Source organism: Sporichthyaceae bacterium, assembly GCA_036269075.1.
Lineage (GTDB): Bacteria > Actinomycetota > Actinomycetes > Sporichthyales > Sporichthyaceae > DASQPJ01.
Window position 1 is genome coordinate 1 of record DATASX010000010.1, and the last position, 13,198, is coordinate 13,198.

The following is a 13,198-nucleotide window of genomic DNA, read 5'->3' on the forward strand; positions in this document are numbered from 1 at the left end:
GAAGATCGAACCCAGCACCTCGGCAGCCAGGTGGTTACCCGAGATGCCCTTGGGCGGGTAGTAACCCTGCTGCGCGGCCTCGACCATGAACTTCGCCATCGTGGCCGGGTTGATCACGTAGTGGATGATGTGCTCCGGGGCCGCCGCACGCATCGCCAGCACGTAGGCCGACATCGAGGTCTCCGAGATGGAGACGTCAGCACGCTTCACCAGCTTCGAACCCGAGGCGTCCATGATCTGCTTCACCTGGTTGCAGGCCAGCTGCATCTCCGGGCTGGTCAGACAGATCAGCCCGTAGGTCTTGGGCTTGATCGTGTTGGCCGCCCAGTGCGCACCGGCCATCGCCTCGTGAATCATCGACATGTGGGTCGGGAACATGAACGGGTCCTGCCACTCCGTCTGGGAGTAGGCCCAGGCCCCGACGTAGGGCAGGTGGTACTGCTTCAGGTCGTCGTGGATCGAGGCCGTCGCCCAGTCCACACCGGTGATGAGCGCGAAGACCTGGTCGGAACCGACCAACTTCTTGATGCAGGCTTTCGCACGGGCGACCTCACCCGGGCCGTCGTCGCAGTCGCTCAGGCTCATCCGCCGACCGAGCACGCCGCCGCGGTCGTTGATGGCCTGGATCGCGGCCATGTCGCCGTGGACCTGTGGGGTCACCAGGACATTGCCCAGCGCCATGCCGTGCATGTTCACCGAGCCCAGCTTGATGGTGTCTTTCGTGATGCCGACGTCGGTCGCACCGTTCTTCTGGTTGTAGATCTGCTGATCCTGCTGCTTCTGCGACGACGACTCGTCCGACTTCACCTTGGTCGCCTTCTGGCCGCTGGTGACGCCGCCGCTCTTCACCGCGTCCGCCGAGGCCGACGCGGACTTCGAGCCGCCGGTGGTGGCGCTTGCGGTGGACGAGGACTTGCTGCTCGAGGCCTTCGAGGTGCTGCCGGACTTGCTCGCACCCAGCGCCGGTGCGGAGGCCGCGGTCTTCGTCGAGGACGACGGGCTGGTCTTGGCCGACGGCCTGCTCTTGGCGGGCGACCCGCTCGAAGCAGGTGCGGCCGCCTGGGACGGGGCTTGCGCAGCCGACGGAGCAGGCGCCGCGGCCGCAGGATTGCTCGCCTGCTGCGCGACGTTGGCTCCGCCGCCGCTGCTTCCGCACGCCGCCAGCACCATTGCTGACGCGGCGACCACGGGGATCGCCTTGGCGAACTTCGACACGGCACGTGTCATGTGAGAACTCCCTAATCAAATGTATGCCTGGAAAGGCGCCGGGACGGTTCACCTGCGGGCCCTGTCGGACCCCGGGACCGGGTCGTGCTCGCAGGATAAACTTGGCATTCCCTGATAAATAGCTGGGAAAACCACCGACGCGGAATGGGGTCGGAACGTTCCAATCTTCACGAATACTTCATGATGGCAATCTTGAAAGATTCATGAATCCCGGTCCGTTGGACGAATTCAGGAAAGGCGCGCGACCGAGGTTCTCGCGAATCCCAGACCGACCATCCCGGCCCGGACGTGAGCGCCGTAGAAAGCGTCGGGGTCGACCACCAACGTCGGCAGGGCGCCGAACGCCTCCAGCGCAATGACGCCGAGGGAACAAGCCATCTGGTTCAGCGCCAGGCTCGCCAGCCGAGGCGGACACGGCGGATCGGTCCGGTCCAGGAAGTACCGCAGCATCGGCCCGACGGCCGGATCGGCCGGGCCCACCGCGCGGTCCGCGTCCGCCGCCCCGTCGGCCACGGCGTCCGCGTAGATCCGTAGCGGCAGTGTCATCACCCGCACCGAGCCCGGTCCGGTGTCGCTGACGTCGGCCCGGTGCCCGGGCACCGGGGCGCCCCAGATCAGCCCGAACTCGCTGGTCCGCTCCAGCGCCCAGATCCGCATCCCGTGCGACATCGCCCACCAGCGCCGAGCCGGGCCGGCCCGCCCGACCCCGGCCACTGCCGCCTCCATCGCCTCGCCCATCGAGTTGTAGGCGTCGGCACAAAGCGCCGTGATCAGGTCCTCGCGGCTGCCGAAGTAGCGGTAGACCGCGGAGGATGCCATGCCCATCCCGCGTGCGACTGCGCGCAGCGAGAGCGCACCGATCCCCTCGGTGTACAGCTGCTCGCGGGCCAGCGTCTTGATCTCGTCGCGGGTCTGGAGGTGCAGCCGGGCGCGCCGGGGCACGGGCCCCGATTCGACCGACGCGGTGTCCATGGGTCGGCAGTATGCAGCACCGGCGGTGCGAGAGCACTGCTCACAAGAAGAGCGGCGCACGCTATTCCCCGCGGGTACCCCCCGGGCCTATGTTGACGGTGCCGCGCAGAGTCCCCGCGCGGCCGACAAGCGAAGGAGCTTGCAGACCATGACCACCACTGCCGTCCCGACCTGGTCGATCAAGGGCGACTGGTTCGACGTGTGCAGCTGCAACATCGCGTGCCCGTGCGAGTTCGCCCAGGCGCCGACCGACAACAAGTGCCAGGGCGTGCTGGCCTACCGGATCAACGAGGGCACGTTCGGCGACACCGACATGGCCGGGCTGAACGTGGTCGCGATCATCCGGTTCGAGGGCGACCTGTGGGCCGGCGAGACCAAGTGCACCGTCGGCCTGCTCGTGGACGACCGGGCGAACGAGGCCCAACTGCAGGCCATCCAGGCGATCTGGGGCGGTGCCGGCGGCGGCTGGCCGGGGGCGTTCGCCCAGATGATCGGCGACTTCCGGGGCGTCGAGGTCGTCCCGATCCGCATGGAGGTCGCCGAGGACCTGTCGACCTGGAGCGTCGAGGCCTCCGGCAAGGTGACCGCGTCCGCGGTGGCGCTGACCGGCCCGACGGCCGACCCGAACAAGCGCGTGCAACTGCTCAACCCGCCCGGCTCCGAGGTCGGCCCGGGCGAGAACCTGGTCGCCACGTGGGGCGTCGGCCAGATGGCGCAGTCCGACCCGAACCTGTTCGGCGACTTCAAGCTCGACAAGATCAAGACCTCCAGCAAGCACATCCCGTTCTCCTGGTCCGGCCCCGAGGCATGACCACGACCGCACCGCCGCCCGTGCGGGCCGGGCACCCGCACCGGCCGCAGGGTGGTCTGCGGACGCGGTGGGAACAGGTCCGGGCAACCCCGATGTCCCGCGCCCGTGCGGGGATCTGGGTCGGGCTGGTCGCGCTGACGGTCGGCTCATGGGCTTACGTGATCGCGCAGGGCCATTCCGGGCGGCACCACCCGACGCCCACGATGGGACTGTCGACGCCGCTGTTCCTGGCCGTCTGGGTCGCGATGATGATCGCGACGATGTTCCCGGCCACCGCGCCGATGGTGTTGATGTTCGCCCGCATCGGGGCGAACAAGCGCACCGCGGGCGGGCGGGCCGTGACCGTCTGGTGGTTCGTTGCCGGGTACCTGCTGGTGTGGACCGGGCTCGGCGTCGTGGCCTACGCGTTGGCCGTGGGAGCCGAGGACCTGGCCGGGCGCTTCTCGGCGGTCGCCGACAACGCCGCCCGACTCGGCGGGGCGCTGATCGTGGTGGCCGGGGCCTACGAGTTCTCCGGGCTCAAGGACCGGTGCCTGACCGAATGCCGCTCACCGCTTTCGTTCGTCATGCAGCACTGGCGCGACGGCCGCGGCGGCGCGGTGCGCATGGGGGTGCGCCACGGGTGGGAGTGCGCCGGATGCTGCTGGGCATTGATGGCGCTGATGTTCCCGCTGGGCATGATGAACATCGCCGCGTTGGCCGGGGTGACCGCGTTCATCTACACGGAGAAGGTGTTGCCGGGAGCCGACGTGCTGCGCCGGGTCGCGGGCGTCGCGTTGATCGCCTTCGGCCTGACCGTGCTGGTGCATCCGGCGTTGTTGCCGGGGTCGCTGCCACACCACCACATGCCGGGCATGTGACGGCGGGTCACTGCACTCGTTGTTGACCCTCCAGCAGCGGTTCGGGTTGTTCGACGAACACCACGTCGGCGAAGTCTGGGTTGGAGCGCAGGAACGCGACGACGAACGGGCACTGCGGCTCGATCCGAGCGCCCCGGGCGCGGACGTCCAGCAGCGCGGCCCGGACCAGCCGGGTGGCCAACCCGCGGCCCTCGAACTCCGGTCGGGTCTCGACGTGCGGGAAGACCAACCGGCCGCGCCGGGGAGCGTAGTCGCACAGCCCGACCAGTTCCCCGTCCAGCCGCAACTCGTAACGCGACTGCTCCGGTACATCGAAGACCGCCTCGTCCGTGGTGGGTCGAGCGGTCATCAGGACCTCCGGATCCGGGGTCACCACGGGCAGAAGTGATGCCACTTGCTACCCGGGTGCCAGCGCCAGGGTATGCAGTGCTTGTGGTGCCCCTGCGAGCCCAGGTGCCAGAAGTGGTGGAACCAACCGGCGACGTGCATGTCCCCTCCCGTCCGGCCCCGAAAGGCCGCAATGCGTAACTGGAGAAACTTAGACGGTTTGGGCCCGGCCTGCAGGCAACACGGCTCAGACGACGTGGCGGCGGACCAGCAGTGCCAGCAGCACCCCGGCAGGCAGCAGGGGCAGCCAGACGGTGAGCATCCGGTAGGCGACGGTGGTGCCCGCGGCCGCCGCACCCGGCACCCCTGCGGCCACCAGCGCGGCCACCAGCACGACCTCCATGGCCCCGACCGCGCCGGGCACCGGCAGCGCGCCGGTCAACGTCGAGGCGGCCAGGTAGAGCACCATCGCATGCGCCCAGGAGAGGTGGACCGACATCGCCTCGGCGACCGTGAGCAGCACCAGGGCGTGCAGCAGCGGCGCGATCACAGCACCCGCCCACAGTGCAGCCGCGCGTCTCGGGGCCCGGAGGACTGCCAGTCCCTCGCGCAGATCGGCCCACCAAACCGGCAGGCGGGACCGGTACCGAGCCAACAGGGCCACCGCCGCGGCCACCACCACCGCCGCAGCGGCGACCAGCTCCGCCATCGACGCGTCGTGCAGCCCAGGTCCGCCCGGCAGCAGGTCCTGCGGGTGCCCGGCAAGCAGGACCACCAGCAGCAGTACTCGGATCACCCACCCGGCGACGCTGCGGATGATCACCGAGGTCGCCGCTTCCGGACCCGACAGGCCGTGATTGCGCAGGAACCGTACGTTGACCATGAACCCGCCGGTTCCGGCGCGCAGGAAGTGGTCGGCGAACAACGCCGCCCCCTGCACCGCGTACAGTCGGCGAAACGGCAGCGCGGGACCGGTCGCCCCCGCCTGGGTCAGCGCTGAGGCGACCCAGAGGAGCCCCGCGGAAGCCATCGCCGGCGCCAGCCAGCGCGGGTCGGCCTGTCCCAACCGGGCCAGTCCGGCCAGCAGGACCCCGCGTTGCGCGATCACCAACGCCCCGACCGCGACGGCCACGGAAACGGTTGCCCCCGTGCGCAACCGGGTTCCGATCCGACCACCGCCCTGCACAGCCACCGAGGCCATTGCCGCCCCCTCCACGCCGCCGACCCCGCAGTCAGGAAAGCCGAGCGGCACCCCGCCGTCGGCGAATCGTCGGGGGCGTTTCGGCGTCGGGTCGGCCAACACTCACTCCGGTCCCGACCCCGCTGTCCGCGCCGGTCGGGCCCGGGAGGGATTTGACGGAGCCGGCGATGATCTTGCCCGGACGAGACAGTCCCAAAAGTTAACAGTCGCAACACTAGTCACATCAGGTCACAGTGATCTTGGGGGATCCGGCCCGGGTGGGCCCGGCCCGGATGGGTGACCGTCCCGCACTCGTCGCACCGGGGGAACAGATGAACATCTGGACGATCGCGATGGTGATCCTCGCGCTGACGATCGTGGTGGTCGACTACCGCCGACTGGCCGCCTGCGGGCGCCGCCGACGGGCCGCCGCCCGCGCCGTGCCGGGCCGGCCGCTGCTCGGCACTCCGCCGCAGCAGCGCAGCAGTACCGACGTTCCGGTGGGCTGACGCCCCGGTCAGATCTCGCGCAGACACACGTCGCAGACCAGTACCGCCGCACCGACTGCGGTCGAGCCGCTCGGATTGCGGATCACCGAGTCGACGAGGTGCTGCGCCGGTCGCCGGCCCGGGGCCGCGACAGCACCGACGGCGACCCGGGTGGATCTGCGGTACAGCGGAGCCCTACCGTCTGACCGCGTGGGGATGTTCCGGTCCGGACCCCGGACAACGGCCACGGTCACCGCGGACTTCCGGGTCTCGGCGGTTGCCGGACTGTCGGCCGTGGTCGATCTCGGCGCCACCGCCAGCCTCGGAGACATCCACGACGCCCGGCCCGGGCCGCGGGTGATCTGCCTGGTCGGGGCGGCGCTGTTCCTGGCGCTGTCCACGATCGCCGTCCGGCACGCGGGTAATGAGATGAACCGCATCCTGGCGCCCCGGGTCGGCGCCTCGCACGCCTCGGTGATGCGGATGCTGGTCAACCTGAGCGGCTTCACGATCGTCCTGCTGGCCACGCTCGGACTGCTGTCGGTGCCGATCCAGCACCTGCTGCTGGGCGGGGCGCTCACCGGGGTGATCCTGGGCATCGCCGCCCAGCAGGCCCTGGGCAACGTCTTCGCCGGGCTGGTCCTGCTGCTGGCGCGGCCGTTCAACGTCGGGGACGCGATCCGCATCCGGTCCGGTTCGCTCGGCGGGGAACTGCTCGGGCGAGTGATCGCGATGGGCCTCACCTACGTCACCCTGGACACCGCGGACGGGGTGCTGTCGGTCCCGAACAACCTGATGCTGGCCGCCGGCGTCGGCCCACAGCCCGATCCGGCGGCTGGTGCCCTACGCCGCCCGGGCCGGTAGCCCTTCCCGGTGGCGGACGCTTGAGCCGGAGCCATGTCCCGCCGGATCCATCACACGATCTCCACACGATTGGGGCGCGAGACTCGCAGTGACTCCGACGCCGCCGCGTCGGGACGGCACTGTGAGGACGGAACTCGCGATGACCGCTGCTATCGGGTGGATGGTTCTGGTGACGTTGGCGGGTGGTGCGCTGGTGATCAGCGCGCAACTGCTGAGCGAGGTGCGGCAGTCTCGGCGGTTCGCGCCGCACCCGCGGGCTCGCCCCCGCAAGGAGCCGGCCGAGGACCACGCCGGCGTCTGAGCGGTTGGACGTCGGATCGAGCACGTGCAACTTCAGCTTCAGCTCATAACTGACGGATCGTCAGCCACGCCCAGGTCCTCCACCGCACGTGGCCGCGGTACCTCGCCCACCGGCGCGAGCAGCGGGATCCGAACCCGGAACGTCGCGCCCCCACCCGGGGTGTCCAGGACGTCGACCGCACCGGCGTGCGCCGCGACCAGCGCCGCCACGATCGAAAGCCCCAGGCCCGCCCCGCCGCTGTCGCGGTCGCGCGCGGTGTCGGTCCGGTAGAAGCGCTCGAAGATCCGGTGCCGGGCGAACTCCGGCAGGCCCGGGCCACGGTCGACCACCTCGACGACCGCGACGGACTCGCGGACACCGACCCGCACGACGATGGGCGTGCCGCGCGGGGTGTGCCGCGCCGCGTTGCTGACCAGGTTGTGCAGCACCTGCCGCAGCCGGGACTCGTCGCCCAGCACGATCGGCGGGGGCCCGGTGACCTCGAGGTCGGTCGGGTGCTCCGGGGATCCGGCCCGGGCGTCATGGACCACGTCGGCCGCGACCAGCAGCAGGTCGACCGGGCTGAGCACCAGCGGGCGTTCCTGGTCCAGCCGGGCGAGCAGCAGCAGGTCGTCGACCAGCAGGCCCATCCGGGCGGCCTCGCTCTCGATCCGGTCCATCACCCGCGCCACCTCGGGCCCGTCGACCGCGCCCTGCCGGTACAGCTCCGCGAATCCGCGGATCGAGGTCAGCGGGGTGCGCAGCTCGTGGCTGGCGTCGGCGACGAACCGGCGCATCCGTTCTTCCGAGGCCCGGGCCTCCTGCTCCGCGGACTCCGCCGCGGCCTGCAGTTCCCGCTGGCGCTCGAACGAGGCCTCGACCCGATCGAGCATGTCGTTCAGCACCGTGGTCAGCTTCCCGACCTCGGTGCGCGGATAGCGGTTGCCGACCCGACTGCTCAGGTCACCGCCCGCGATCGCGACAGCGGTCTTCTCGACGGCCACCAGCGACCGCAGCGACTGCCGGACCAACAGATAACCCATCAGGCCGAGCACCAGCACCAGGCTGCCGCCGGCGATGAGCTCCAGGGTCGTCAGCCGGTCCATCGTGCTGCTCACGTCGGAGGTGGGAGTGGCGACGATGCTGAAGTCGCCGTCGGAGGTGTGGGTCACCAGCACCCGCCAGGAGGTCGCGCCCTGCGTGGAGGCAGCGGTGAACTCGTCGCCGTCGACGTCCCGGGCCCAGCTCTCGCTGACGTGCAGCAGTTGCGGCACTGCGGTGGAGTCCTCGGCGAGTTGGGAGCACCGCAGGTCGACGCCGTTCTCGTCGTACCAGGCGATGTAGAACTGGTCGGGTTCGACGTCGTCGGACGAGGAATTGTCGTTGTTCGAAGAAGAACTGTTGTCGCGCCGGCCGTTGGAGGACGACGAGGCCGCCGTGCAGGCGTCGTGCGGAAGCGTTGCCTGTGCCTGCTCCAACTGGTTGTCCAGCCGGTCCATCAGGTAGCCGCTCAGCTCGTGCGAGGCGACCACCCCGCTGATCGCCAACGCGCAGGAGACGAGCAGCAGGATCGCGGCAGTCAGCCGGATCCGCAGCGGCCTGCCGCGCAGCATCAGGACCGCGGCCGGCGCAGCACGTAGCCGACGCCGCGCACAGTCTGGATCAGCCGCGGCTCGCCGCCGGCGTCGACCTTGCGCCGCAGGTAGGAGATGTAGGACTCGACGACGTTGGCCTCGCCACCGAAGTCGTACTGCCAGACCGATTCCAGGATCTGCGCCTTGGACAGCACCCGGCCGGGATTCTGCAGGAACATCCGCAGCAGCTTGTACTCCGTCGGCGACAGCGGGACCAGCTCGCCGGCCTTCCAGACCTCGTGCGCCTCGTCGTCCATCTCGATGTCGGCGAACACGATCCGCTCCGCACGTTCTGTGGCGACCTGGCCGGTCCGGCGCAGCAACGCTTGGATGCGCGCGACGACTTCCTCGAGCGAGAACGGCTTGGTGACGTAGTCGTCGCCGCCGACCGCGAGTCCCGCGACCTTGTCGGCGACCGCGTCCTTCGCGGTCAGGAACAGCACCGGCGCGTCGACTCCGTCGCGGCGCAGTCGGGTGACGACCTCGAAACCGTCGAGCCCGGGCATCATCACGTCGAGGACCAGCAGATCCGGCCGGTCGGTGGCGGCGCAGCGCAGCGCCTCGATGCCGTTGGGTGCCGTGGACACGTCGAAACCGGCGTATCGCAGACTCGCCGCGAGCAGCTCGCGGATGTTGGGCTCGTCGTCGACGACCAACAGCCGAGCGAGACCACCGCGTTGTGACGGATTCACCCGTCCAGGTTCCCATCCGGCACCCGACATCGACGGCGCCTTGACCGACTCGCGCCTTCACGCACAGGTGGCAGAAAGTCTTGCCCGTACGGCAAAACGGCTTTTCCGGCCCAGACCCGGACTCCTCGCCCTGCTCCCAGAGAATTGCCGGCTTCCCCGGCGGATCTCCCCAGCCTGCGTGGGCAGTCTCGAACAGCCGGCGCCGCCGGAGGAAGCCACGGAGGGGAACCAGCGATGAACAACTTCGAGACCGTACCGAGCCGGAGCGACCGCGCCCACCTGGCGGCGGCATCCTGCGAGCCGCAGGTGCAGGCCGCGTTGCTGCGCCATCTGGCCGAGGTCCAGGCATCGGCCCGGGCGCTGTCGAAGTGGGAGTCGAAGACCCCGGCGAGCCCGCTCGGCGTGGTCGTACCGAAGCCCCGGGCGGCGCAGGGCGCGGCGGTCCGCAACGACTGAGCGAGAAGTACTGCTCAGTAGGTGATCAGCTTGTCGCGGTAGGCCGGGGCGACCTTGGCCGCCGCGGTCTTGGGCACCGTCACATGGCCCGGGTTGCCGGCTGTGATGTAGCGGGCCTCGGGGTGCGCGGTGAAGTAGTTCATCCAGTAGGTCGCGCAGTAGTCGGTGTCGCCGTGGCCGGTGGCGTTGCGGATCCGCGGGATCGCCAGCGGGTTGAACGCGGTGGCGAACGGCGAGGGCGCAGGGTTGGCGCCGACCAGCAGGACACCGTCGAAGGTGTAGTCCTGACCGTTCCAGCTGCCGGCGTGGGCCAGCGCGATGTCCTGCGGCTTGACGCCGAACGGCAGCGCCATCGTGCGGACGCTGATCGTCGGGTCGGCGGAGCTGATCATCTGCTGCAGTTGGATGAAGTCCTGCTCGACGCTGATGTTCGACAACTTGCCCAGGTTGTCGTGGTTGAACGTGTGGTTGCCGATCTCGAAGCCCAGCGAGTTCAGCTTGGCCAGCGCGGCTTTCTGCGCGGCCGGGTCGGTGATCGCGAACGGGTCCTTGTTGATGTTCAGCGACCCGGCCGGCTTGCAGTCCGGGAACTGCTTGCAGACGTCGAGCATGATGCCGACCGCGGAGTTCGGGTCGATGTTGCCGCCGGTGTCCATCGCGAACTGCTCGGAGTAACCGTCGTCGAAACTCATGACGGCCGGGGTGTAACCGGCGGGCATGTCGAAGTGGCCGTTGACGAGGTCGATGGTTCGGACCGGGCGGAACCCGGCCTGGAACATCGTCTGCAGCCGCTTGCGGAAGTCGGCCGGGGTGGTGTCGTAGTCACCCTGGATGTTGTTCGTCAGCCGGTGGAACATCATCACCGGGATCATCCCGAGCTCATTGGCCTTCACCGAGGCCGGATCGACCGAAGCCGCCGGGCTCGGCGCGGCCGCCGCGACCGAGGCCGCGCTCGGTGTGGCCGACGCCGCCGGGGCGGCCGGCGCCGCTTGCGCCGAGGCCACGCCCTTCTGCGCGCCGCAACCGGCGAGCCCACCGGCGGCTGCCAGGCCGGCGGCACCCAACATCAACTCACGACGGGACAGCCCGCCACGCTCCTGCTCCATGTGCGAACGGTAAGCCTGGGCAATCCCCGTGACACGCTGATTGCGCCGTTCGTTGCGGTGTCTTGGCGCGGCGGGCTCACCGAATCTGAGACATCGTCAGGAATGAGTGGGCGCGGTGGTGGCGGCTGGGCCGACGGCCGCGGCGAGCGCTGCCTCCAGCGCCTCGAGCTCACCGACCATCCAGTCCTGGAAACTCGCCTCGGCCGGGGCCAGAGTCTCGGTCACCTGGCTGACCGGGATCCCGGCCGCTTTGGCGGCGGCGAGCTGAGCGGCGACGTCCGGCGTGGAGTTCTGCGTGTTGTACACGTAGACCTTGATCTGGTGGTTCTGGATCTGTGAGTCGATCAGGGACTTGTCGGCCACTGTCGGGTCCGTGCCCTCGCTGATGTCCCGCAGGAACGAATAAGGCGTGAGCATCTTCAGGCCGAGCGAGTCGGCCAGCGGCGAGACGATCGACTCCGATGCCCCGATCGGCGTTCCGGCGTACTTCGCCGTTATCTCCGACTCGAGTGCGCTGTACCGGGCCAGCGCAGTGTTCACGAAATTGTCGTGCTGCGCGGCGAAGTACGAAGCGTCAGCCGGTTCGATCTTCGAGTACTCCGCGGTGATCGCGTCGATCATCTTGTGCACGCTGTCGGCCGAGTACCACTGGTGCGGGTTGTCGCCGTCGGTCAGCCCGACGACCTCCCCGACGGTCAGCACGTCGCGCCCGGAGTTCGGGTTGGCCTCGACCAGCTTCGGCGCCCACGAGGTGTCGTAACCGATTCCGTTCTGGATGAACAGTTGGGCGCCGGCGATGCTGCGGGCGTCCGCCGGCGTGGCCTCGTAGTCGTGCGGGTCGGTGTCCGGGTTCTTGATGACGGAGTTGACCGCGACCCGGTCCCCGCCGAGCTGGGCCGCGATCGAACCCCAGAAGTTCTCCGCCGCCACCACCGTGAACTTCGGCATGGCCGCCGCGGCCGGAGCCGAGCTCCCGATCTCCGCGACCGGTGTGGCCGGCGACGAGGACGACGTCCCGCTCCCGGCGGAGCACCCGGCGAGCAGCCCGGTGATCACTACTGACGTGGTCGCACCGGCTCGGCCCAAGAGGCGCATGACGGGTCCCTCCAGTTGTTGAAAATGGTTTTCAACAAGACCCTAATGGAAACCATTTCCACCAAGCAACCGGTCAGCCGGACGGCGGCGAGCGAAGCGAGCGCGTCGGGCCCGCCACCGGCCCCACGGCGAGCGAAGCGAGTTCCCCCCGGAAAGCAGTTTTCGACCAGCCGTTCCGTCCAGGCGGAATCCTAGGTAGGGTTCTAGGCGAAGGGGGTACCCATGCTGATCGACACGGACAACATGCTCTCGGTCACCGATGCCAACAGGATCGGGATCTCGAAGCTCGTCTCGGATGCCGAGAGCGGACACGACCGCGTCCTCATGCGCAACAACAAGGCCGTGGTCGCCGTGGTGAGCATGGACCGGCTGGAATCGCTGACGCGGCTGGAGTCCCTGCAGGACGACCTGGAGCTCGTTGCACTGGCACTGGCCCGCACAGCCTCCGACAACGGCAATCGCACTGATCTCGACGACGTCCTGGAGCACTTCGGGCTCTCCCGTGAGGACCTGACCGACGGCTGATGGCCAGGATCAGGTTCATCGATGCCGCCATCGAGGATCTCCAACGTCTCGACGGCAGCGTGCGCAAGAAGGTCCTGGCCAAGATCGCTCAGCTTGAGCAGGACCCGGCCCGAGGCCTTCCGCTGGGCAGCAAACCGAGCGGCAACCTGACGACATTCCGTAAGCTCGTGGTCGGGGATCGCAGTCACCGGATCGTCTACCGGGTCGAACCGGACGGGGACATCTGCGTGATCTGGGTGATCGCCGGTCGTGCCGACGCGGAGTGCTACGACAGCGCCCTGGCGCGGCTGGAACCGCTCGGCGACAACCCGGTGAGCCAGGCCATCGAACAGGCACTGCGAATGCTCCGCGGTCGCGCCGCCACACCCGAGGACTGAGGCGCACGAAAGTCGTACGTTCGAATTGCCTACGCCTTCAAAGTGTGACCTCTCGAGAGATCACAGGAGCGGAGGGCGTGGGATTCGAACCCACGTTCGAGGTCTCCCCCGAAAGCAGTGAATCGCCCCGGGTTTGTTAGAGGCTAGTTCGATATCATCTCCACTATTCTACTTGATTCGGGATTCGCATAATAGAGTGCTTCGAATTCGGCCGGTGGGACGTTTCCGATCGAGCTGTGGAGGCGGCGGTGGTTGTACCAGTCCACCCAGGTCAGGGTCGCGATCTCCAGGTCGTCGATCGTCT

18 protein-coding genes are annotated in these 13,198 nt (G+C 69.0%); 9 read left to right on the top strand and 9 right to left on the bottom strand.

Annotated elements, in window-relative coordinates:
* The coding region (locus tag VHU88_01625) for an ABC transporter substrate-binding protein (GenBank protein ID HEX3610362.1) at positions 1–849 on the bottom strand (849 nt) is incomplete at its 3' end.
* Between VHU88_01625 and VHU88_01630 the strand changes: the two genes are divergently transcribed.
* Positions 830–1,231, top strand: coding sequence for a hypothetical protein (locus tag VHU88_01630; GenBank protein ID HEX3610363.1), 402 nt, complete (start codon positions 830–832; stop codon positions 1,229–1,231). The two genes, VHU88_01625 and VHU88_01630, sit on opposite strands and share 20 nt — an antisense overlap.
* A gap of 224 nt (positions 1,232–1,455) precedes the next feature.
* Here the strand turns inward: VHU88_01630 and VHU88_01635 are convergent, their stop codons facing one another.
* Complete coding sequence (locus VHU88_01635; GenBank protein HEX3610364.1) at positions 1,456–2,199, bottom strand: TetR/AcrR family transcriptional regulator; 744 nt, start codon at positions 2,197–2,199, stop codon at positions 1,456–1,458.
* Between the two features lie 148 nt (positions 2,200–2,347).
* Here VHU88_01635 and VHU88_01640 point away from each other — a divergent pair, with 148 nt between their 5' ends.
* Complete coding sequence (locus tag VHU88_01640; GenBank protein HEX3610365.1) at positions 2,348–3,010, top strand: DUF1326 domain-containing protein; 663 nt, start codon at positions 2,348–2,350, stop codon at positions 3,008–3,010.
* Positions 3,007–3,870: a DUF2182 domain-containing protein gene (locus VHU88_01645; GenBank protein HEX3610366.1), complete on the top strand. Its 864-nt coding sequence runs from the start codon at positions 3,007–3,009 to the stop codon at positions 3,868–3,870. Before VHU88_01640 ends, VHU88_01645 begins: the two co-directional genes overlap by 4 nt.
* 7 nt (positions 3,871–3,877) lie before the next feature.
* Here the strand turns inward: VHU88_01645 and VHU88_01650 are convergent, their stop codons facing one another.
* Positions 3,878–4,219, bottom strand: coding sequence for a GNAT family N-acetyltransferase (locus VHU88_01650; GenBank protein ID HEX3610367.1), 342 nt, complete (start codon positions 4,217–4,219; stop codon positions 3,878–3,880).
* 225 nt (positions 4,220–4,444) lie between these two features.
* Positions 4,445–5,398 (bottom strand): lysylphosphatidylglycerol synthase domain-containing protein, encoded by a 954-nt coding sequence (locus VHU88_01655; GenBank protein HEX3610368.1) that lies wholly within the window; start codon positions 5,396–5,398, stop codon positions 4,445–4,447.
* 272 nt (positions 5,399–5,670) lie between these two features.
* Here VHU88_01655 and VHU88_01660 point away from each other — a divergent pair, with 272 nt between their 5' ends.
* The 3 genes from VHU88_01660 to VHU88_01670 all read left to right on the top strand — a co-directional run bounded on the left by VHU88_01660 (position 5,671) and on the right by VHU88_01670 (position 7,030).
* Complete coding sequence (locus tag VHU88_01660) at positions 5,671–5,886, top strand: hypothetical protein (GenBank protein ID HEX3610369.1); 216 nt, start codon at positions 5,671–5,673, stop codon at positions 5,884–5,886.
* A gap of 195 nt (positions 5,887–6,081) precedes the next feature.
* Positions 6,082–6,729 (top strand): mechanosensitive ion channel domain-containing protein, encoded by a 648-nt coding sequence (locus VHU88_01665; protein ID HEX3610370.1) that lies wholly within the window; start codon positions 6,082–6,084, stop codon positions 6,727–6,729.
* Positions 6,730–6,868: 139 nt separating this feature from the next.
* The gene (locus VHU88_01670; GenBank protein HEX3610371.1) at positions 6,869–7,030 is read left to right on the top strand and encodes a hypothetical protein; all 162 of its coding nucleotides are present in this window, start codon (positions 6,869–6,871) and stop codon (positions 7,028–7,030) included.
* A gap of 38 nt (positions 7,031–7,068) precedes the next feature.
* Here VHU88_01670 and VHU88_01675 read toward each other — a convergent pair whose 3' ends face one another.
* Positions 7,069–8,622 (bottom strand): HAMP domain-containing sensor histidine kinase, encoded by a 1,554-nt coding sequence (locus VHU88_01675; GenBank protein ID HEX3610372.1) that lies wholly within the window; start codon positions 8,620–8,622, stop codon positions 7,069–7,071.
* Positions 8,622–9,335 carry a response regulator transcription factor gene (locus tag VHU88_01680; GenBank protein HEX3610373.1) on the bottom strand — a complete coding sequence of 238 codons (714 nt, stop codon included), beginning with the start codon at positions 9,333–9,335 and terminating at the stop codon, positions 8,622–8,624. Before VHU88_01680 ends, VHU88_01675 begins: the two co-directional genes overlap by 1 nt.
* 234 nt (positions 9,336–9,569) lie before the next feature.
* On the opposite strand from VHU88_01680, the gene VHU88_01685 reads away from it, so the two are divergent.
* Positions 9,570–9,791 carry a hypothetical protein gene (locus tag VHU88_01685; GenBank protein ID HEX3610374.1) on the top strand — a complete coding sequence of 74 codons (222 nt, stop codon included), beginning with the start codon at positions 9,570–9,572 and terminating at the stop codon, positions 9,789–9,791.
* A gap of 14 nt (positions 9,792–9,805) precedes the next feature.
* Here VHU88_01685 and VHU88_01690 read toward each other — a convergent pair whose 3' ends face one another.
* Positions 9,806–10,897 carry a polysaccharide deacetylase family protein gene (locus VHU88_01690; protein ID HEX3610375.1) on the bottom strand — a complete coding sequence of 364 codons (1,092 nt, stop codon included), beginning with the start codon at positions 10,895–10,897 and terminating at the stop codon, positions 9,806–9,808.
* A 96-nt stretch (positions 10,898–10,993) separates the two neighbouring features.
* Positions 10,994–11,992, bottom strand: a complete 999-nt coding sequence (locus VHU88_01695; protein HEX3610376.1) for a zinc ABC transporter substrate-binding protein — start codon at positions 11,990–11,992, stop codon at positions 10,994–10,996.
* Between the two features lie 222 nt (positions 11,993–12,214).
* Here VHU88_01695 and VHU88_01700 point away from each other — a divergent pair, with 222 nt between their 5' ends.
* Positions 12,215–12,517 carry a hypothetical protein gene (locus VHU88_01700; protein ID HEX3610377.1) on the top strand — a complete coding sequence of 101 codons (303 nt, stop codon included), beginning with the start codon at positions 12,215–12,217 and terminating at the stop codon, positions 12,515–12,517.
* A complete protein-coding gene (locus tag VHU88_01705; GenBank protein ID HEX3610378.1) occupies positions 12,517–12,894 on the top strand; it encodes a type II toxin-antitoxin system RelE/ParE family toxin in 378 nt (125 codons plus the stop codon). Before VHU88_01700 ends, VHU88_01705 begins: the two co-directional genes overlap by 1 nt.
* A gap of 143 nt (positions 12,895–13,037) precedes the next feature.
* Here VHU88_01705 and VHU88_01710 read toward each other — a convergent pair.
* Positions 13,038–13,198 (bottom strand): integrase core domain-containing protein (locus VHU88_01710; protein HEX3610379.1); only part of this gene is annotated, 161 nt, incomplete at its 5' end.

Excerpts from the sequence above, each read along its gene's own strand:
- VHU88_01635 (HEX3610364.1), bottom strand. The coding sequence starts at position 2,199 with ATGGACACCGCGTCGGTCGAATCGGGGCCCGTGCCCCGGCGCGCCCGG.
- VHU88_01640 (HEX3610365.1), top strand. The coding sequence starts at position 2,348 with ATGACCACCACTGCCGTCCCGACCTGGTCGATCAAGGGCGACTGGTTC.
- VHU88_01645 (HEX3610366.1), top strand. The coding sequence starts at position 3,007 with ATGACCACGACCGCACCGCCGCCCGTGCGGGCCGGGCACCCGCACCGG.
- VHU88_01650 (HEX3610367.1), bottom strand. The coding sequence starts at position 4,219 with ATGACCGCTCGACCCACCACGGACGAGGCGGTCTTCGATGTACCGGAG.
- VHU88_01655 (HEX3610368.1), bottom strand. The coding sequence starts at position 5,398 with ATGGCCTCGGTGGCTGTGCAGGGCGGTGGTCGGATCGGAACCCGGTTG.
- VHU88_01660 (HEX3610369.1), top strand. The coding sequence starts at position 5,671 with ATGGGTGACCGTCCCGCACTCGTCGCACCGGGGGAACAGATGAACATC.
- VHU88_01665 (HEX3610370.1), top strand. The coding sequence starts at position 6,082 with ATGTTCCGGTCCGGACCCCGGACAACGGCCACGGTCACCGCGGACTTC.
- VHU88_01670 (HEX3610371.1), top strand. The coding sequence starts at position 6,869 with ATGACCGCTGCTATCGGGTGGATGGTTCTGGTGACGTTGGCGGGTGGT.
- VHU88_01675 (HEX3610372.1), bottom strand. The coding sequence starts at position 8,622 with ATGCTGCGCGGCAGGCCGCTGCGGATCCGGCTGACTGCCGCGATCCTG.
- VHU88_01685 (HEX3610374.1), top strand. The coding sequence starts at position 9,570 with ATGAACAACTTCGAGACCGTACCGAGCCGGAGCGACCGCGCCCACCTG.
- VHU88_01690 (HEX3610375.1), bottom strand. The coding sequence starts at position 10,897 with ATGGAGCAGGAGCGTGGCGGGCTGTCCCGTCGTGAGTTGATGTTGGGT.
- VHU88_01695 (HEX3610376.1), bottom strand. The coding sequence starts at position 11,992 with ATGCGCCTCTTGGGCCGAGCCGGTGCGACCACGTCAGTAGTGATCACC.
- VHU88_01700 (HEX3610377.1), top strand. The coding sequence starts at position 12,215 with ATGCTGATCGACACGGACAACATGCTCTCGGTCACCGATGCCAACAGG.
- VHU88_01705 (HEX3610378.1), top strand. The coding sequence starts at position 12,517 with ATGGCCAGGATCAGGTTCATCGATGCCGCCATCGAGGATCTCCAACGT.